The sequence below is a fragment of the Bacillus glycinifermentans genome (assembly GCF_001042475.2).
Classification (GTDB): domain Bacteria; phylum Bacillota; class Bacilli; order Bacillales; family Bacillaceae; genus Bacillus; species Bacillus glycinifermentans.
This window is the reverse complement of record NZ_LECW02000034.1, coordinates 85,073-102,347: the sequence shown is the minus strand read 5'-3', so window position 1 is coordinate 102,347 and position 17,275 is coordinate 85,073. Positions and strand designations below refer to the sequence as shown.

General features: G+C 48.2%; 12 protein-coding genes, 16 tRNA genes, 1 rRNA gene, 2 pseudogenes and 1 riboswitch. Of the genes and pseudogenes, 27 read left to right on the top strand and 4 right to left on the bottom strand.

The annotated features are described in order from the left end of the window. The first annotated feature begins 82 nt into the window (after positions 1–82). The 19 genes from rrf (at position 83) to AB447_RS17830 (ending at position 6,578) form a co-directional block, all read left to right on the top strand. Positions 83–198: ribosomal RNA gene (rrf, locus tag AB447_RS17920) — 5S ribosomal RNA — on the top strand. A 9-nt stretch (positions 199–207) separates the two neighbouring features. Beyond that, positions 208–282 (top strand) — tRNA-Asn (locus AB447_RS17915). Between the two features lie 7 nt (positions 283–289). Then, positions 290–381, top strand: a tRNA-Ser gene (locus AB447_RS17910). 13 nt (positions 382–394) lie between these two features. Next, positions 395–469 (top strand) — tRNA-Glu (locus AB447_RS17905). Between the two features lie 117 nt (positions 470–586). After that, positions 587–662 (top strand) — tRNA-Val (locus AB447_RS17900). A 23-nt stretch (positions 663–685) separates the two neighbouring features. Further along, positions 686–762: transfer RNA gene (locus AB447_RS17895), tRNA-Met, on the top strand. A 7-nt stretch (positions 763–769) separates the two neighbouring features. Beyond that, positions 770–846 (top strand) — tRNA-Asp (locus AB447_RS17890). Between the two features lie 10 nt (positions 847–856). Beyond that, a tRNA-Phe gene (locus tag AB447_RS17885) sits at positions 857–932 on the top strand. A gap of 3 nt (positions 933–935) precedes the next feature. Continuing rightward, positions 936–1,008: transfer RNA gene (locus tag AB447_RS17880), tRNA-Thr, on the top strand. 7 nt (positions 1,009–1,015) lie between these two features. Further along, positions 1,016–1,100: transfer RNA gene (locus AB447_RS17875), tRNA-Tyr, on the top strand. Between the two features lie 7 nt (positions 1,101–1,107). Further along, positions 1,108–1,181: transfer RNA gene (locus AB447_RS17870), tRNA-Trp, on the top strand. A gap of 20 nt (positions 1,182–1,201) precedes the next feature. Beyond that, positions 1,202–1,274, top strand: a tRNA-His gene (locus AB447_RS17865). 14 nt (positions 1,275–1,288) lie between these two features. Further along, positions 1,289–1,360: transfer RNA gene (locus tag AB447_RS17860), tRNA-Gln, on the top strand. Between the two features lie 55 nt (positions 1,361–1,415). Beyond that, positions 1,416–1,490: transfer RNA gene (locus AB447_RS17855), tRNA-Gly, on the top strand. 15 nt (positions 1,491–1,505) lie between these two features. Continuing rightward, positions 1,506–1,576 (top strand) — tRNA-Cys (locus tag AB447_RS17850). 10 nt (positions 1,577–1,586) lie between these two features. Further along, positions 1,587–1,675 (top strand) — tRNA-Leu (locus tag AB447_RS17845). Between the two features lie 12 nt (positions 1,676–1,687). Further along, a tRNA-Leu gene (locus AB447_RS17840) sits at positions 1,688–1,769 on the top strand. A gap of 390 nt (positions 1,770–2,159) precedes the next feature. Then, the gene (locus AB447_RS17835) at positions 2,160–3,485 is read left to right on the top strand and encodes a TGS domain-containing protein (protein ID WP_048356079.1); all 1,326 of its coding nucleotides are present in this window, start codon (positions 2,160–2,162) and stop codon (positions 3,483–3,485) included. 267 nt (positions 3,486–3,752) lie between these two features. Continuing rightward, entirely contained in the window at positions 3,753–6,578 is a 2,826-nt protein-coding gene (locus tag AB447_RS17830) for a M14 family metallopeptidase (RefSeq protein ID WP_057957681.1), read from the top strand. Between the two features lie 223 nt (positions 6,579–6,801). Here the strand turns inward: AB447_RS17830 and AB447_RS17825 are convergent, their stop codons facing one another. Beyond that, positions 6,802–7,317 (bottom strand): HXXEE domain-containing protein, encoded by a 516-nt coding sequence (locus AB447_RS17825; protein WP_048356080.1) that lies wholly within the window; start codon positions 7,315–7,317, stop codon positions 6,802–6,804. Positions 7,318–7,426: 109 nt separating this feature from the next. Here AB447_RS17825 and AB447_RS17820 point away from each other — a divergent pair, with 109 nt between their 5' ends. Both AB447_RS17820 and aroD read left to right on the top strand, forming a co-directional pair. Further along, entirely contained in the window at positions 7,427–7,981 is a 555-nt protein-coding gene (locus tag AB447_RS17820; RefSeq protein WP_048356081.1) for a TetR/AcrR family transcriptional regulator, read from the top strand. A gap of 147 nt (positions 7,982–8,128) precedes the next feature. Further along, the gene (gene aroD, locus AB447_RS17815; protein ID WP_048356093.1) at positions 8,129–8,890 is read left to right on the top strand and encodes a type I 3-dehydroquinate dehydratase; all 762 of its coding nucleotides are present in this window, start codon (positions 8,129–8,131) and stop codon (positions 8,888–8,890) included. A 34-nt stretch (positions 8,891–8,924) separates the two neighbouring features. On the opposite strand, the pseudogene AB447_RS17810 reads toward aroD, so the two are convergent. Then, positions 8,925–9,700: pseudogene (locus AB447_RS17810) on the bottom strand (sporulation protein). Between the two features lie 139 nt (positions 9,701–9,839). Continuing rightward, a riboswitch (TPP riboswitch) is annotated at positions 9,840–9,949 on the top strand. A 143-nt stretch (positions 9,950–10,092) separates the two neighbouring features. Between AB447_RS17810 and thiC the strand changes: the two are divergent. The 5 genes and pseudogenes from thiC to ssuD all read left to right on the top strand — a co-directional run bounded on the left by thiC (position 10,093) and on the right by ssuD (position 15,825). After that, a pseudogene (gene thiC / locus AB447_RS17805) lies at positions 10,093–11,868 on the top strand (phosphomethylpyrimidine synthase ThiC). A 202-nt stretch (positions 11,869–12,070) separates the two neighbouring features. Next, complete coding sequence (locus tag AB447_RS17800; RefSeq protein ID WP_048356083.1) at positions 12,071–12,838, top strand: ABC transporter ATP-binding protein; 768 nt, start codon at positions 12,071–12,073, stop codon at positions 12,836–12,838. A 20-nt stretch (positions 12,839–12,858) separates the two neighbouring features. After that, positions 12,859–13,848 carry an aliphatic sulfonate ABC transporter substrate-binding protein gene (locus AB447_RS17795; RefSeq protein WP_048356084.1) on the top strand — a complete coding sequence of 330 codons (990 nt, stop codon included), beginning with the start codon at positions 12,859–12,861 and terminating at the stop codon, positions 13,846–13,848. Further along, positions 13,845–14,681 (top strand): ABC transporter permease, encoded by an 837-nt coding sequence (locus AB447_RS17790; RefSeq protein ID WP_048356085.1) that lies wholly within the window; start codon positions 13,845–13,847, stop codon positions 14,679–14,681. The genes AB447_RS17795 and AB447_RS17790 overlap by 4 nt, the downstream gene beginning before the upstream one ends. 13 nt (positions 14,682–14,694) lie before the next feature. Then, positions 14,695–15,825, top strand: a complete 1,131-nt coding sequence (gene ssuD, locus AB447_RS17785) for an FMNH2-dependent alkanesulfonate monooxygenase (protein ID WP_048356086.1) — start codon at positions 14,695–14,697, stop codon at positions 15,823–15,825. Between the two features lie 32 nt (positions 15,826–15,857). On the opposite strand, the gene AB447_RS17780 is transcribed toward ssuD, so the two are convergent. Both AB447_RS17780 and AB447_RS17775 read right to left on the bottom strand, forming a co-directional pair. Beyond that, positions 15,858–16,316 (bottom strand): hypothetical protein, encoded by a 459-nt coding sequence (locus tag AB447_RS17780; RefSeq protein ID WP_048356087.1) that lies wholly within the window; start codon positions 16,314–16,316, stop codon positions 15,858–15,860. Further along, positions 16,313–16,516, bottom strand: coding sequence for a helix-turn-helix transcriptional regulator (locus tag AB447_RS17775; RefSeq protein WP_048356094.1), 204 nt, complete (start codon positions 16,514–16,516; stop codon positions 16,313–16,315). The genes AB447_RS17780 and AB447_RS17775 overlap by 4 nt, the downstream gene beginning before the upstream one ends. Before the next feature lie 537 nt (positions 16,517–17,053). Between AB447_RS17775 and AB447_RS17770 the strand changes: the two genes are divergently transcribed. Next, positions 17,054–17,266: a hypothetical protein gene (locus AB447_RS17770; protein WP_048356088.1), complete on the top strand. Its 213-nt coding sequence runs from the start codon at positions 17,054–17,056 to the stop codon at positions 17,264–17,266. Positions 17,267–17,275: the final 9 nt, after the last annotated feature.

Here is a 17,275-nt window from a genome sequence, read left to right as displayed (position 1 = left end):
TATCTAGTTTTGAGAGAATAATTTCAAAAAAACTCTTGCATTTTTGAAAATACATAGTATAATGATCTTTGTCACTAAATTGTCTGGTGATGATGGCGAAGAGGTCACACCCGTTCCCATGCCGAACACGGAAGTTAAGCTCTTCAGCGCCGATGGTAGTTGGGGGTTTCCCCCTGCGAGAGTAGGACGTCGCCAGGCAGACATCATTCCGCAGTAGCTCAGTGGTAGAGCTATCGGCTGTTAACCGATCGGTCGCAGGTTCGAATCCTGCCTGCGGAGCCATATGATTGGAGAGCTGTCCGAGTGGTCGAAGGAGCACGATTGGAAATCGTGTAGGCGGCCAACGCCGTCTCAAGGGTTCGAATCCCTTGCTCTCCGCCACTTTCAAATATATGGCCCGTTGGTCAAGTGGTTAAGACACCGCCCTTTCACGGCGGTAACACGGGTTCGAATCCCGTACGGGTCACCATTATTTTTTGGACAGCACGCTAAAAAGCATAAGGTTTGCACCGGAGCTTTTTAAAGGAAGTCATGCTAAGATCGCAATGTCCTGTTGCAACGCATGCACTTGTACGTCCTGTATTTCGGAGGATTAGCTCAGCTGGGAGAGCATCTGCCTTACAAGCAGAGGGTCGGCGGTTCGATCCCGTCATCCTCCACCATATCTACTAATATAAAACATTATCGCGGGGTGGAGCAGTTCGGTAGCTCGTCGGGCTCATAACCCGAAGGTCGCAGGTTCAAATCCTGCCCCCGCAACCAAAGTATTGGTCCGGTAGTTCAGTTGGTTAGAATGCCTGCCTGTCACGCAGGAGGTCGCGGGTTCGAGTCCCGTCCGGACCGCCATTTAAATAAAGGCTCGGTAGCTCAGTTGGTAGAGCAACGGACTGAAAATCCGTGTGTCGGCGGTTCGATTCCGTCCCGAGCCACCATTTGCCGGTCTAGCTCAATTGGTAGAGCAACTGACTTGTAATCAGTAGGTTGGGGGTTCAAGTCCTCTGGCCGGCACTGTTCTGGAGGGGTAGCGAAGTGGCTAAACGCGGCGGACTGTAAATCCGCTCCCTCAGGGTTCGGCGGTTCGAATCCGTCCCCCTCCACCATTTCTATAGGGGCATAGTTTAACGGTAGAACAGAGGTCTCCAAAACCTCCGGTGTGGGTTCGATTCCTACTGCCCCTGCCAATTACGTATTGAAACGTATGGCGGTTGTGGCGAAGTGGTTAACGCACCAGATTGTGGCTCTGGCACTCGTGGGTTCGATTCCCATCAACCGCCCTTTATGATCATATTGGGCTATAGCCAAGCGGTAAGGCAACGGACTTTGACTCCGTCATGCGCTGGTTCGAATCCAGCTAGCCCAGTTTTTCATCTTTTATCAATAAGTTGAATATGTTAAAATGAGTTCATGATTAAAATGCGGAAGTAGTTCAGTGGTAGAACACCACCTTGCCAAGGTGGGGGTCGCGGGTTCGAATCCCGTCTTCCGCTCCAATTTCTTAAAATGATGGCGGCATAGCCAAGTGGTAAGGCAGAGGTCTGCAAAACCTTTATCCCCGGTTCGAATCCGGGTGTCGCCTTAGTGCCCTTGCCGGGGTGGTGGAATTGGCAGACACACAGGACTTAAAATCCTGCGGTAGGTGACTACCGTGCCGGTTCAAGTCCGGCCCTCGGCACCATAGCTCACACATGCCGGTGTGGCGGAATTGGCAGACGCGCACGACTCAAAATCGTGTTCCTTCGGGAGTGTCGGTTCGACCCCGACCACCGGTATCACAAAACATCGTATTGCCAAGCGATGAAAGAGCGTTCCCTACAAAAGGAACGCTCTTTTTGTTAATTCCTCATCAAAGCAGAAAGCTATCAAAATAAACACAATGATCAAATGTTGTCCGCACTCTAACTCTTCATTCATCGCCATTGAAATTTATCCAATCAAATGATCACATTTAGTGAGAATGAGGCACCTTGTCATCGACAAGGTGCTTTTCTTTATGAAATGATATGTCCCGATCCTCCGATCGCCTTTTTACGTTTTGTTTACAAGTTGATCAAACTTTAGCGACATCTGCCCGCTATATTGAATACAGCTAGATCTCATCCAAATATAGACAAAGGAACTATGGAACACGTAAAGGATTAATTTTTTGAGGAGGAATACAGTTGTCGATTAGCATTAAACTGCCTGACGGGTCTGTCAGAGAATTTGAGGGGGAAGCAAGTATTGAAGATGTTGCTGCTTCCATTAGCTGTGGTCTGGAACATGCGGTTGCAGGTAAATTAAACGGAAAGCTTGTAGATTTATCAACTCCGCTTCAGGACGGTGCACTCGTTGAAATTGTCACCCGGGACTCAGCCGAAGGACAGAAGATCGTGCGTGAAAAATCGCGGGGGACAGGGCGTATTGTGGCACTTGACGCAGCACGGGGACTGGCGGTCATCGGGATGTATTTGCAGCACTTCGCCTTGAACGAAACGAACGGTTCGATCGTTTCCGGGAATACGACGCTTCTATTTGTTCTTTGCGGAGGAATCTCCTATTCGATCATGGCCGGGCGCATGATGGACAGAGGAATGGAGCCGGTCGCATTTCGGACGCGGATGCTTGCCCGCGCGGTATTTATCGATATTATAGGATATTTGCTCATCATGCTGAATACTCCGTTCGGGGTGATTTTGCCGGCTTATGCTGCACTTTTTGTGCTGGCGTTGGTGCTGGTTCGCCGTTCGACGCGTGTGCTCGTTACGACAGCAGCAGCTCTGATTATAGTGAGCCCGCCGCTGATGATTCTCGGAGGAAGCGTCTTGTCGGGAGCTTTCTTACTTAGTGATATTGCAGGCGGCCCGCTGTCCGCGCTCGCACTTGCACCCGCTTTCGTCGCCGGTATGGCGATCGGGCGCTTTGATCTTACCAAGATGCGTACTGCACTCTGGCTCGTGGGCAGCGGCGCAATCATGCTTATCGTCTCAAAGGTATTGGGCACTTTCGTTCTTCCAGGCCTGAGCCGTTCCTTCGAAGAGTGGCTCGTAAGTGTTCAAGGCACCGCCGCCGCTGAGCCGGATCAGTATGCAATCTGGCCGCACAACGTGGAACCGCCGGTGTGGCACAATCTTCTTGCGATAGCTCCGCACAGTGCGTCAACGTTCCAGACACTGCTGGGGCTTGGGGCCGCATTTCTGGTGCTTGGATTGGTATGTCTCGTGCCGCAGAAGACCTCTGCCGTGTTAAAGCCGTTCGCGGGAGTCGGACGCGTAGCGTTGACGATGTATGCAGCTCAGTTTGTTGTCATATGGGCTCTTGAAATCTCGGGGGCCGAGTATGATATCGGGGCAATTCCATTCGGTGATCTGCTCGTCGCGGCCGTGACGACGGTGACGGGGTGGCTTATTGCACGGTTTCCTACCGGTCCGCTCGAGACAGCGATGCGACGCTTTGACCGGGCATTCAGCGCCTTGGGACCCGTCACAGGGCCGACGCCACCGAGGTAGGCGGTCTTTAACATTTTGTCTGAAGGAACCGTCTGAGCAGGTAGCTCCTTCAGGCTTTTAGCCTATCGGGAATTCCGAAATATATCGGAGTATGCGGTGGATGAGTTCATGCTGAATCAGAGTGCGAGGAAGTTGTAGAACCCAAAGTTCTACAGGCTTATGTTATTCATCAATGAAATGCAGCTAGAACCCCTCATCCTTGTATCGGTTTTTCTCTTATCAAATTTGCAATTTGAAAATATCATGAAATGGGGATGGCATTCTTCTATGTTTAAAAAATCGTTCACAAAGCGTTATCTGATATTGGTTTTATCGCTTGCGATGTTGCTGGGAGCGATAACTCCAGGCGTTGCAATGGCGCAGGCGACCAAGGGGGCGGCGTCCGGCCAGCAGACAAAAGCAAAGACGCCAAATCCAAAGAAGGTTAAAACATCTCAAAAGATGAAACTGGACAAACATGTTGCTTCAATGACAGAGAAACGAACGCTTCATGCTACATTCAAGCTTCCGCAAGGTGTTGACGTGAAAAGCTTAAGCTGGACGTATGACGGCAAACCGCTGTCTCAATGGAAAAAATATAAGGACCGTGATTACACCGGTGCACCTTTCATTACTGTCAGCCATGTAAAAGTGACCAACGGAAAGGTTCATGCTAACATCAACTTCGATCTTCCATATGATACAGACAATCTGGCAGAGCCGCGATTGCAGCGTCCGCTTTACGCATCGCTGATGGGCACATATGATTTGGCAGCAACAGTGAACGGACGAGCAGTTGCCCATGCTCCCGTAAAATTGACGCCATATGACAGCTTCCACACTTACGATGAGCTGAAACCGGAAATCGATTCCATCACAGCAAAAGCGGCGCAAAAAAATAACAGATATATCAAAACGACTTCCATTGGAAAATCGGTCGAAGGCCGTGATATCTATTTGACAGTACTGGCCAAGGATAAAGCCTCTGTCGATAAGTATCAGAAGGTGACTCACCCTGCCATGCTGACTGACCCGAAGAAGTTGCAGGCCGACATTAAATCTGGCGCATTTGGCGACTATAAGGTGCCGATCTGGTTGAACAATATTCATCCGAATGAAGCGCCTGGAGTCGACGCGATCATGAATTATTTTAAGTCAATGGCATTGGATAAGAGCATTACGTATGATACAGTCCTGCCGAATGGCAAGAAAAGCAAGACAACATTGAATATAGACGATGCATTGAAAAATGTTTTCTTCCTGTTCGTTTATACTGACAATCCGGATGGCCGGGTTCATACAACACGTTCTAATGCCGAGGATTTCGATTTGAACCGGGATAATTCATACCAAACCCAGCCTGAAACGCGAAGTGTCACGGAACAAATCGCGAAGTGGTCGCCGCTGTCATTTCTGGATATGCACGGGTTCGATTCCAACTTCCTGATTGAGCCCTCTACTCCGCCTCATAACCCGAACGTTGAGTATGATCTTTTGATTGATCACATGGTGGAACAGGCAAAGGCTATGGGGGAGGCAGGGATTGCAAATACGAAGTACGACTACTATCACATCCCTTATGAAGAACATCGGAAAACTGCAGAAGATCCGAATTATGTGTCAAAAGGCACGGCTTCGGGATGGGATGATGCATCTGCAGCATATACAGCTGCATTTGCCATGTATCACGGTGCGATGGGGCACACGCTGGAAATACCTGAGTCGAATGAAGAGTCTACCAAAGCCCTTTATTATAGTTCTGCGGCAGCTACAAAATATGTAGCAGGGAAAAAAGAAGAACTGTTTCTGAACCAATTAAAAATATTTGAGCGCGGGGTGGACAATATCGATGACCGTGCTGTCGATCATTACTTGGTCAATGCCAAAAATGAAGAGATCGGCCGCCCGCGGCAGGGCAATCAAAACTTCTTCCCGGAATATTACGTACTGCCGGTCGATAAAAGAATTCAAAAGAATGCGTTGGAAATCTATAAAATGGTTGAGTACTTTCTTCGCAACGGAGTTAAGGTTGAACGTTCAACAAAAGCGGTAACCGTTAACGGGAAAACTTATCCGGCGGGATCATTTGTTGTAAACATGCATCAGGCCAATCGCGGCCTCGCAAACCTGGTCTTGTACGATGGAATAGATGTATCTGATTATGAAATGATAGCCGGTGAGTTTATTCAAAACTTCCATGATATGCGGGGATTTGACCGTTATGTGATTCGAGAAGCAGGAGTGTTTAAAGGCAAGACTTCTCCGGTCACATCCGCAGCGGTTCCGGGGACTCAAATGCCAAAACGCTCCGAGCATGTTCTGATCCGGAACACAAACAATGATGCAATAAAGGCAGTCAACGAGTTACTGGCAGCCGGCAAGACCGTTACGATGCTCACCAAGGGCGGATCAGGATATAAAGCAGGTGACTTCGTGGTTGCCTACAACGACCTGAATCCATTGGCCTCGAAGTACTATCTCGACGTGAGCACATTCAGCAATACGAAGCCAAGCGGCAAAGTTCTCAAGGCTTCTACTGTAGGAGCTCTTGGTGAAGCGGCTTATGTACTGAAAAACCTGGGCTTTAAAGTCACATCAGAACAGTCGGGCGCAGATGTGCTTGTCAATACGTTCGACTCTTCTAAATATGTTAATAAAGGAAAGCCTTACATTGCATTTGGAAATATGGGTATGACGAATGTTCGGAAGTGGATCCCTGGATTTTCTTTTAAAGGACCTGAATGGGAGAGATACGAAGGCGTCTTCTTGGCAAATGTCATGCAAGATCATGCCATTACAGCCCCTTACAATAAACAGGAATACTTCTACACAGTCACTGGCTCTTATATTACCGCTGTTCCTAAAACGGCAAAAGTGCTTGCAGTGATCGCTGATGAAGCCCATTTCTTTAAGGCAGGCTGGTGGCCGGGACATGATGCTGCCAAAGGGAAGATCATGGCTTTCACGTACAAAGGGAACAACAAGAATTTGACTGTTTTCGCTAACGATTTAACTAATGACGATCATTCGCAGCATCAATACCGGTTGTTGGCGAATTCGATTTTCAATGCCGCTCCGGGAAAAACTGAAAATGCTCCATCATCAAAACGATGAGAGGCTGGAAAGCTGAAGTGCAAGCGGCTGCTGCAGGGGAGGCGTCTCGTCTGCAGCCGGAAAGACAAGCTTTGAAACGAACATTGAATCATCGTTAGCAGTGCCATGTTTTATAGATCAGACTGCCTTTCTTTTGAAGGGCAGTTTTTTCGTGTCTGACGGGTCTTCGTCGAATGCTTTGCTTCTAGTCAAAGGGTCGGAGGTTTCCGTAAGTGCCTGCTTTTCATGTGCGACCATATGCTTCCAGCCTTTCTTGAATCCTTCCCATTTTTTTATGCAGAAACTTAAGGTTAAAAAAGACGATAAGTGTTCCGGATATGGCTGATAAGATCATTGCAGGAAAACTGAATTTTTCTATCTCTGCGGCAGCGGTCAGCAGATAGCAACAAAATGGCAGCATAAAGATCGATGTTAATATGCCGGGTACATAATGTTTAAATGTAAACCATAAGACGATGTGAACAAGGAAATGAACAGTAAAAGCAAAAAAGAAACCAAACCAGACGATATATTGATTAAAATAAATACTGATGACAGTTACACCAACAGCTAGTATAAATTCTTCGAGCACAGCGCAAACAAAAGAAGCGGTTTTGGCATGTCCGAATGGAGCTTTTTTCAGTTGTTTCAGTTTGCTTCGATATCTTTTGCTCCATGCCTCGACCATCACCATCTCTTCAAAATCATGCAGTATAAATAATGCTGGCAGCAGCCAGGAAATCAATTGCATCTTATCCATTTACATTCCCCCTCTTATGTGCCACAATTGTGCCACTTCGTGATGAGCAAAGTCAATAAGACAACGATAAGTGCTACATCGCAATAAAAAGTGAGACAGGAGCGAGAGCATGAATCGAATCCCCTCAAGAACAGCTCAGCAATCTAAAGACTGGCTGACCCTTTCACTGCTGGAGCTAATGAAGGAAAAAAACTTTTCAGACATTACCATTACGGAGATAGCGGAAAAAGCACAGCTTGACAGAAGAACGTTTTATCGGCATTTCCGTTCAAAAAAAGATATATTAGACCGCTATTTTGAGCAGCTTTGCAGTGAATATTCCGATTACATCATTCAGGAACAACATATTGACTTATCCAGTCTTGGGCGTGCATATTTCACCTTTTGGAGCCGGCATGCCGACTTTTTGCAAGCCCTTCATCAGAATCATTTGTTTTATTTGGTCGTTGAGAAATATAATGAACTACTCCCTGGTCTTCATGAAAAGTTTATAGAAGACACCTTTCATTTTAAAAATCAAATCAGTTTGGAGTACGGGCTTGCATTTAGTGCGGGGGGTTTTTGGAATATCCTTTCGAGGTGGTTTGAGAGAGGCCGGAAAGAATCGCCTGAAGAAATGAGTGATATTCTTCAAGGGATCGTAGATTCATTTGCTAAGCGATAAATGAACTTGGCCGCCCGCTTTCGTGCGACCATTATTGTGTTCTCTCCCAGGCGCCGACCTTGAATTTCTGCTTGCGCTTATGACCAATCTCCGGTACCGTTAATGCAAAGAACATTGTGATATAGAGAACAGGAGTTGAGGCCGTTGATGAATACGGTGAAGATCAGAGGGGTGACCATCGGAGAAGGAGCCCCGAAAATTTGCGTGCCGCTCGTCGGAAAAACGCTGGAACAATTGAAAGAAGAAGCTGCTTTTCTGCAGTCTGCTGATCCTGATCTTGCCGAGTGGCGGGCGGATTTTTTTGAGAGTGTGGAAGACGTTGAAAAAGTGAAAGAGGCGCTGGCCGACATCCGCGCGATATTGAAAGACATTCCGCTGATCTTTACGTTCCGCAGCAAAGAAGAAGGGGGCGAAAAAGAAGTCAGCAAGGAATTTTATTGTTCTTTAAATCATGCCGTTGTCAAAACAGGGCTGGCAGATGTGATTGATGTCGAGCTGTTCAATGAAGAGCAGGATGTTAAAAAACTGGTAGAAGCGGCTCATATGCATCGTGTCTTCGTCATTATGTCCAACCACGATTTCGAAAAGACGCCAAAAGCGGAAGAGATCGTGTCCCGTCTGCGCAGAGCGCAGGAACTGGGCGCCGATTTGCCCAAGATCGCAGTGATGCCTGAAACACCGGCAGATGTGCTGACATTGCTTGAGGCGACTCATACGATGTACGAGCGATACGCGGATCGCCCGATCATTACGATGTCAATGGCCGGAAAAGGCGTGATCAGCCGGCTGGCCGGAGAGGTGTTTGGGTCGGCGATGACTTTCGGGGCGGCAAAAAAGGCGTCCGCACCCGGCCAAATCGCGGCGGAAGATCTGAAACAGATACTTGACGTACTGCATCAAAATTTATGAATAAAAGAAGGAGCCGCTGCGGCTCCTTCTCCTTTTATCCGGCGTGCTGCTCAATGATCGCTTGAAGCGATGTTTTCAGCTTTTCTGTATGTTTCAGCTCTGCTTCGGCAAAATGAACGCGGACGAGCTGTTCGCCTTCGTTGTACATTTCCTCCAGCCATCCCCGCAACCCTCTGGCGCGGCGGTCGACTTCGATGATGACGTCCAAACCGTTATCTTCCAGAAGAAAAATAAGCTCTAATTCGTCAAACAGGCGGCGGTATTTTTGCGAGACCGGAACGAATTCGAATTCCTGAACGAAAGGCATCCGCCTTTTAAAGTATGGAGCATATTCACAATCCGCCTCTTGAAGCCTGAATCCGAGGTCTCCCATAGCTTCCAGCACAGATTCGATCCACGGGTGCGGTTTGACGGCAATCGGGTCTTTATCCGATTTATCGATGCCGCCTTGAATGTCCAGGTCTGTAAATAAGAAAACGCGCGTCTCTTTCATCGTCATCGGCGTATCAAGCGGCAGGATGAATGAAAAAGGAAAACGCCGCTCTTCCCCCGGACTGATGGTGAATGCTTCCGTTACCCGGCGGGATTCTATGGTGACGGTTTTCCGCTCTTTTTTATCATCCTTTACGATGGCGTATTCCGTCTCCAGCAATAATTCGATGTACCTGATGTGCTGTTCGGCGTTGCCGCCTTTTACATGAACGCTTCCGTTCACTTTCTCTCCCGGCAGAAATTCATTTTTTCCAAAATCGTATTGACCTTTGCCGCCCCGATGCCTGCGCTTGCCGCAAGCTTTTTAAACAGTGACATGTTTTGATCTTCTCCCTTTCCTGAAATAAAAGCAACTTTTATACGCCGTTTATAGTCAAAAGGATTCATTTATTTCTGAATCGTTTTAACTTTTCTTTTCACTGACAAATCGATGTGTTACCATAAGAAACGAATGTAATAGCTTTACTAGGGGTGCCCTGTCGAGGGCTGAGAGAGAAACAATCCGTTTCTTAACCCTTTGGACCTGATCTGGTTCGTACCAGCGTGGGGAAGTAAAAAGGTGTTTGCAGATGCCGGGCGATGTAATGCGGCCATCTGTCGATATTTTACTGACTGTAAACCAGGTTCATGAATATGTGCCTGGTTTTTTTGTGCTGGTGCTGTTCTGGAGTTTTGTCCTGATCATTTTGAAAGAGGGGAAGGATCAAAACATGAAACATGAGTCAGTGCAGCAAGCAAATATCCCGATTATGTCAAGCTTTTCAGGAAGCCGGAAGGTATATGTCGGGGGATCGCGGCCAGACATTCGAGTGCCGATGCGGGAAATCGCCCTGAGCGCTACGACGGGGTCATTCGGCGAAGAAGAAAATCTGCCCGTCCGCGTGTATGACACAAGCGGCCCTTATACCGACGCAAATGAAACAGTCGATATTCGGAAAGGGTTAAAGCCTTTGCGGGCGGATTGGATCAAAGAGCGCGGAGATACCGAGGAATACGAGGGGAGAGAAGTGAAGCCTGAAGATAACGGCTTTAAAAAACAGCATCACGCGAATCACAGCTATCCAGGGTTAAAAAGAAAACCGCTTCGCGCCAAGCCAGGAAAAAATGTCACTCAGCTTCATTATGCGAGAAAGGGAATCATCACGCCTGAAATGGAATTCATCGCGATCCGCGAGCATGTGTCTCCGGAATTCGTCCGGGAAGAAGTGGCCAGCGGCCGGGCGATTATTCCGTCAAACATCAACCATCCGGAAAGCGAACCGATGATTATCGGCCGCAACTTCCACGTCAAAATCAATGCCAACATCGGCAATTCCGCTGTCACCTCTTCGATTGAAGAAGAAGTGGAGAAAATGACATGGGCGATCCGCTGGGGAGCAGACACGATGATGGACTTGTCCACAGGCAAGGATATCCATACGACAAGGGAATGGATCATCCGCAACTGTCCCGTCCCCGTCGGTACTGTGCCGATTTATCAGGCTCTTGAAAAAGTAAACGGAGCGGCCGAAGATTTGACATGGGAGATTTACCGTGACACATTGATCGAACAGGCTGAGCAAGGCGTCGATTATTTTACGATTCACGCCGGCGTCCTTCTCCGGTATGTGCCGCTAACGGCGAAGCGCGTCACCGGAATCGTATCCCGCGGCGGGGCCATCATGGCGCAGTGGTGTCTGGCGCACCATGAAGAAAGCTTTTTGTACACGCATTTTGAAGAGATTTGCGAGATTATGAAAACGTACGATATCGCATTTTCGCTGGGGGACGGCCTTCGTCCGGGCTCGATTGCGGATGCGAATGATGAGGCGTAATTTGCCGAATTGGAAACGCTCGGCGAGCTGACGGAGATCGCCTGGAAGCACGATGTTCAGGTGATGATCGAAGGGCCGGGGCATGTGCCGATGAATAAAATCAAAGAAAACGTCGACAAGCAAATGGAGATATGCAAGGAAGCGCCGTTTTATACGCTGGGGCCGCTGACAACCGATATTGCGCCGGGCTATGATCATATTACGTCTGCGATCGGAGCGGCGATGATCGGCTGGTACGGCACGGCTATGCTTTGTTATGTGACGCCGAAAGAGCATTTGGGACTGCCGAATAAAGACGATGTCCGCGAAGGCGTCATTACATACAAAATCGCGGCTCATGCGGCTGATCTCGCTAAAGGCCATCCCGGCGCGCAAATCCGCGATGATGCGCTGTCAAAGGCGCGCTTTGAATTCCGCTGGCGCGACCAGTTCAACCTGTCGCTCGATCCGGAAAGAGCGCTAGAATACCATGATGAAACCTTGCCGGCTGAAGGTGCGAAAACGGCGCATTTTTGTTCGATGTGCGGGCCGAAGTTTTGCAGCATGAGAATTTCCCAGGATATTCGCGACTATGCCAAGGAAAACAATCTTGATGAAGAGGCGGCCGTTGAAAAAGGAATGCAAGAGAAGGCGAAGGAATTTAAAAAAGCAGGCGGCAAGATTTACAGTTAATACGGGCGGGTGCAGCAGATGAAAGGGGAACCTTTCGTCTGTTTTTTTATAAAATAGGGTTGACAGGTCAGAATAATATGAATTAGTATGTTATGTAATATTTCGGAACATTCCATCAGCGCTGATCGGTCAACCGAAGGCTCTTATCCCAATTTGGGATAAGAGCTTTTTATTTTCATAATGACAAAGAAAGGGGAACAAGATGTCTTTATCAATCCGTGTTAATGAAAAAGCATTTGCAAACGGCGGCCGTAAAACGAGCGTGCTTCAAGACGTGAAGCTTGCGGTCGAAAACGGCGAATTCCTGACTGTCATCGGACCAAGCGGGTGCGGAAAAAGTACGCTCCTAAAAATCGTTGCGGGCCTTGACGGGAATTATGAAGGGCGAATCAGCATGAACGGCAGAGAAATCAAGAGCCCGGGGATTCAGCAAGGCTTTATTTTTCAGGAGCATCGGCTTTTTCCGTGGATGACGGTTGAGCAAAATATCGCCGCAGATTTAAGCCTCAAAGAACCATCGGTACGCAAGAAAGTGGATGAATTGATTGAAACGGTACGGCTGAAAGGCGCGGAGAAACTGTATCCGCGCGAGCTGTCCGGCGGAATGTCGCAAAGGGTCGCGATTGCCAGGGCACTCTTGCGGGAGCCCGAGATTTTGCTGCTTGATGAACCTTTCGGCGCCTTGGACGCCTTTACGAGAAAGCATCTGCAGGATGTGCTGGCAGACATTTGGAGAGAGAAGAAAATGACGATGATCCTGGTCACCCATGATATCGACGAATCCGTTTATTTAGCCAACCGGATCGCGGTCTTTACCGCAAAGCCGGGGAGAATTCATAAACTGATTCCGGTTGATCTGCCATTTCCGCGCAGCAGAACATCGCCCGTTTTTCAATCGATCAGGCAAAAAGTGCTGAAAGAATTTGAGAAAACGGAAGAATTCAGCTTTCAAGAAGGTTCGGGGATTTAAGCAGAAAGGAGCGGAAACGGATGAAAAAATGGCCGTTGTATGTGCTGGGCTGCCTGCTGCTGCTTGCGGGCTGTTCAGCAGCAGGATCAAACGGAAGCGGCAAGGATTTGAAAGTGATTAACATCGGGGTGCAGCAAAGCTTGAGTCCGCTGCTGCTCGCAAAAGAAAAAGGCTGGTTTGAAAAAGAGTTTGCCAAAGAAGGAATCAAAGTGAAATGGACGGAGTTTCAAAGCGGTCCGCCGCAGTTTGAAGGAATCGCCGCAGACAAACTCGACTTTTCCCAGGTCGGCAATTCACCGGTGATCGCAGGACAGGCGGCAGGCATCGATTTTAAGGAAATCGGCCTTTCGCAAGACGGCTTAAAAGCGAACGGCATCCTTGTGAAAAAAGGAAGCGGCATCAATGACATCAAGGATTTGAAAGGAAAAAAGGTGGCGGTGGCAAAAGGAAGCAGCGGATTCGATTTTCTTTATAAAGTGATCGACAAGGCCGGTCTGAAGCCTTCCGACGTGAACATCATCCAGCTTCAGCCTGATGAGGCTATGCCTGCATTTGACAGCGGGGCGATTGACGCGTGGTCGATTTGGGAGCCGTTTTTGTCCCTTAAAACGATCAAAAGCGATGCCGAGATTTTGGTTGACGGGGAGCAAATTGACCGGTATTCTCCGGGTTTTACGCTTGTACGGAGCGAATTTGCCGAACAGCATCCGGAAGAGGTCGTCCGTTTTTTGAAGGTGTACGACAAAGCCGTGAAGTGGCAGAAAGCCCATAAAAAAGAAGCGGTTGAAGCGTATTCGAAAATCAAAGGCATCGACAAAGAGGTCGTAGAAAACGTGCTTGATAACACCGAACCGTTAAACGAACCGATCACAGACCGCATCATTCAAACGCAGCAGGAAACTGCCGATTTTCAATACGAGTTAAAAGCGATCAACAAACAGATTGATGTAAAAGAAGTGGTTGACAACTCGTTTATGAAAAAAGCGCTCAAAGGAGGAGACGACGAATGAGGGCTGTTTCATCAAACACCCCTGCAGTCGGGCCGAAACCAGCCGCCAAACATAAGCCGGCCGCTTTTCGGCTGGCCTGGGGAAAAGGATTTGTATTGCCCGTCATCATCATTTTATTATGGCAGCTTGTCGGGTCATTGGAGCTCATCTCAAAGACCGTGCTACCGGCGCCTTTTGACATATTGCTGACCTTCCGCGACCTTATCGCGTCGGGAGAATTCTTCGCTCATTTAGGCATCAGCATTCAGCGCGCCGCGCTCGGCTTTTTCCTGGGAGCCGGACTCGGGCTCCTATTCGGGCTTATCATCGGATTCTCCAAAATAGCCGAGGACTATCTCGATCCTTCTCTGCAAATGCTGAGGACCGTTCCGCATCTCGCCGTCACGCCGCTGTTTATCTTATGGTTCGGCTTTGATGAGCTGTCAAAGGTGCTGCTGATCGCTCTTGGCGCCTTCTTCCCGGTGTATATCAATACATTTTCGGGGATCATGGGCGTCGATTCAAAGCTGTTCGATGTGGCGAGGGTATTGGAGTTTCATTGGCTGAAACAGGTGACAAAGCTCATTCTCCCTGCATCGCTTCCGAACATCCTTTTAGGAATCCGCCTGTCGCTCGGCGTATCGTGGCTCGGCCTAGTCGTTGCCGAGCTGATGGGATCAAGCGCTGGAATCGGCTATATGATCATGGATGCCAGACAGTTTTCGCAAACCGATAAGGTGTTTGTCGGGATTTTGATTTTCGCAGCCGTCGGAAAGTTGACGGATTCATTTGTCAGAGTGTTGGAGAGAAAGTGCTTGGGCTGGAGAAACAGCTACCAAGGAAATCAAAAGTAAAGGGGAGATCGGTTTGGAAATCTTATGGTTTATTCCAACTCATGGTGATGGACGTTATCTCGGCACAAACACGGGGGGAAGGGCCGCTGACCATACGTATTTCGAACAGGTGGCCCAGGCGGCTGACAGGCTTGGATATACGGGGGTTCTTTTGCCGACGGGAAAATCGTGCGAAGACCCGTGGATTACGGCTGCCGCTTTAGCTGCGGTCACGAAAAACCTGAAATTTTTGGTCGCCGTCAGGCCGGGTTTAATGCAGCCGTCGGTTGCCGCGCGGATGTCTTCCACATTCGACCGCCTTGCAGACGGCAGGCTCCTCATCAACGTGGTCGCCGGCGGGGACCCGTATGAATTGGCGGGAGACGGCCTGTTTATCAGCCATGATGAGCGGTATGAAGCGGCAAATGAATTTCTCGACATCTGGCGTTCGCTTTTAAAAGGCGGGACCGTCAGCTACAGAGGGAAGCACTTGAAGACCGAAAACGGCAGGCTCCTCTTCCCGCCGGTTCAAGAGCCGCATCCGCCGATCTATTTTGGCGGATCTTCAAAAGCGGGCCAGGAGACCGCCGCCAGACACGCAGATGTCTATTTAACATGGGGAGAGCCTCCGCATCTCGTTAAAGAAAAAATTGAATCCGTCAAAAAGCTGGCTGAAAAAGAAGGAAGAACCGTCCGTTTCGGTATCAGGCTGCATGTCATCGTCCGTGAAACGGAAAAAGAGGCGTGGCAGGCAGCGAATCAACTGATCAGCCGTCTTGATGACGACACGATTGCTGCCGCCCAAAACGCGATGAAGCGGATGGATTCATCAGGGCAAAAGAGAATGGTTCAGCTTCATCAAGGAAAGAGAAGCCAGCTGGAAATCAGCCCGAATCTTTGGGCCGGCATCGGACTTGTCAGAGGCGGGGCCGGCACGGCGCTTGTCGGCGATCCGGAAACGGTCGCCCGCCGGATAAAAGAATATGCCGACCTCGGGATCGAGTCGTTTATCTTCTCGGGCTATCCCCATCTTGAAGAAGCGTATCATTTTGCCGAAAAGGTCTTTCCTCTCCTTCCGTTTCGGACGAAACTTGAAAGAGAAGCATCAGGCGAAGTCATCGGAAATGACCGCTTTCCGTCAACACATAAGGAAAAAACGCTGTAAACGAAAAAACTCCAGGCATTCTGGAGTTTTTTTTATCTGTGCTTATGAAAGGAAAGCATGTATGACAGATGCTGAATCGTAATTAATACAAAGATGACGATGATCGGGAAGTACGGCATTTTCGCCTGAAAAAACGGATAAAAGATCAATAAGAGCGCCGCGGCGGGCATCGCCACATACAGGACGATATAGGAGGTTCTGCAAGCTTTGGCGGTGATCATTTGCTCCCTTTCATCCTGCTCTTTAAATTCATCCGGTATGAGAAGAAGGCTATGCCTGCGGGAGTTCCCCCTTTTTTCCAAGTATGAATAAATCGCCAGTACAAAAACAAACAGCAGAATCGGAATGAGATTCAGAACGACATGCAAGTCTGCCCCGTCCGTTTTCAGAATGCCGGCAATCTGCTCGGCAGCATGAAAAAACGAAATAAACGTCCAGCAGGCAAGTCCGAACAGAAGGATGTGAAAAAAAGTTCTCGTTTTCATACTCATCTTTTGTCCTCCTCCAACCAAAAAACGTCTTCCATTTTTAACTGAAATACTTCGCAAATCTTTAATCCTAAAAGGAGAGACGGTATGTAATTGCCTTTTTCGATAGCCGCGACGGTCTGCCTCGTCACTCCAACCGCTTTTGCGAGAGTTTCCTGTGAATACCCGTACCTCGCTCTCAGTTCCCTGACCTTGTTATTCATGGTACCACCTGCAATTCTTTGTTTATATAGTATATTTGACATATTGTTAATTGGACTTAACATAATGTTAATTTTCTTTTACAAAGCAATCAAGATCTTTTGGGCTAGAAACGATGGCTTGTTCTCCACAATATTTTAATTTATACATAAAATTGAAAAAAATGGAACAATCAAATCGGACTATCCCAAGCTTCCAAAAAAGGGTCTTTAAGGTTGTTTTAGGCTTGGAATTTCGAGGAGAGATGAATCTTTTTTCTTGGTTCTTTTATCATAAAGCTCAAGTTTAGCACTGTCGTTCAAAAAAAGCCGGAGAAATGGGGGGATGGGAAAAAGTGATCAATTTCAGGGGAGGAATGAATGAGGCCTGAAGAAAAAGCCGGTTCCATGCAAAAATGAGTGGGAAAATAGATAGAAAAATCCGAAAAAAATTAAATAAATAGTTGGAATGTAATATTTGCGGAATAGGAAAATTCATAGATTTCAGTATGATTTTGGATATGTTACTCTGTGGGTACTTGATAGAAAGGAGGGGGAAAAATGACATACGCAGCACCGCAGGTTGATTATTCCGTAAGTCCTGCGATCGAAGATCAAGCGTGGTTTCTAGTATTTATCGCAGTACTGCTGGCACTGGGCGCAACGATTGTTCTCGGCGCAGCGGTATGGTGCGTGGCCAACGGAAACGGCAGCTTCACGGGAGCCGTCAAATGGGTCAACGGTCTAGAGGTTAAAATTGAGTGCAGGAAATAGCTATACTTA

Coding starts and splice junctions, on each gene's coding strand:
- AB447_RS17830 (WP_057957681.1), top strand. CDS start 3,753: ATGTTTAAAAAATCGTTCACAAAGCGTTATCTGATATTGGTTTTATCG.
- AB447_RS17825 (WP_048356080.1), bottom strand. CDS start 7,317: ATGGATAAGATGCAATTGATTTCCTGGCTGCTGCCAGCATTATTTATA.
- AB447_RS17820 (WP_048356081.1), top strand. CDS start 7,427: ATGAATCGAATCCCCTCAAGAACAGCTCAGCAATCTAAAGACTGGCTG.
- aroD (WP_048356093.1), top strand. CDS start 8,129: ATGAATACGGTGAAGATCAGAGGGGTGACCATCGGAGAAGGAGCCCCG.
- AB447_RS17800 (WP_048356083.1), top strand. CDS start 12,071: ATGTCTTTATCAATCCGTGTTAATGAAAAAGCATTTGCAAACGGCGGC.
- AB447_RS17795 (WP_048356084.1), top strand. CDS start 12,859: ATGAAAAAATGGCCGTTGTATGTGCTGGGCTGCCTGCTGCTGCTTGCG.
- AB447_RS17790 (WP_048356085.1), top strand. CDS start 13,845: ATGAGGGCTGTTTCATCAAACACCCCTGCAGTCGGGCCGAAACCAGCC.
- AB447_RS17780 (WP_048356087.1), bottom strand. CDS start 16,316: ATGAGTATGAAAACGAGAACTTTTTTTCACATCCTTCTGTTCGGACTT.
- AB447_RS17775 (WP_048356094.1), bottom strand. CDS start 16,516: ATGAATAACAAGGTCAGGGAACTGAGAGCGAGGTACGGGTATTCACAG.
- AB447_RS17770 (WP_048356088.1), top strand. CDS start 17,054: ATGACATACGCAGCACCGCAGGTTGATTATTCCGTAAGTCCTGCGATC.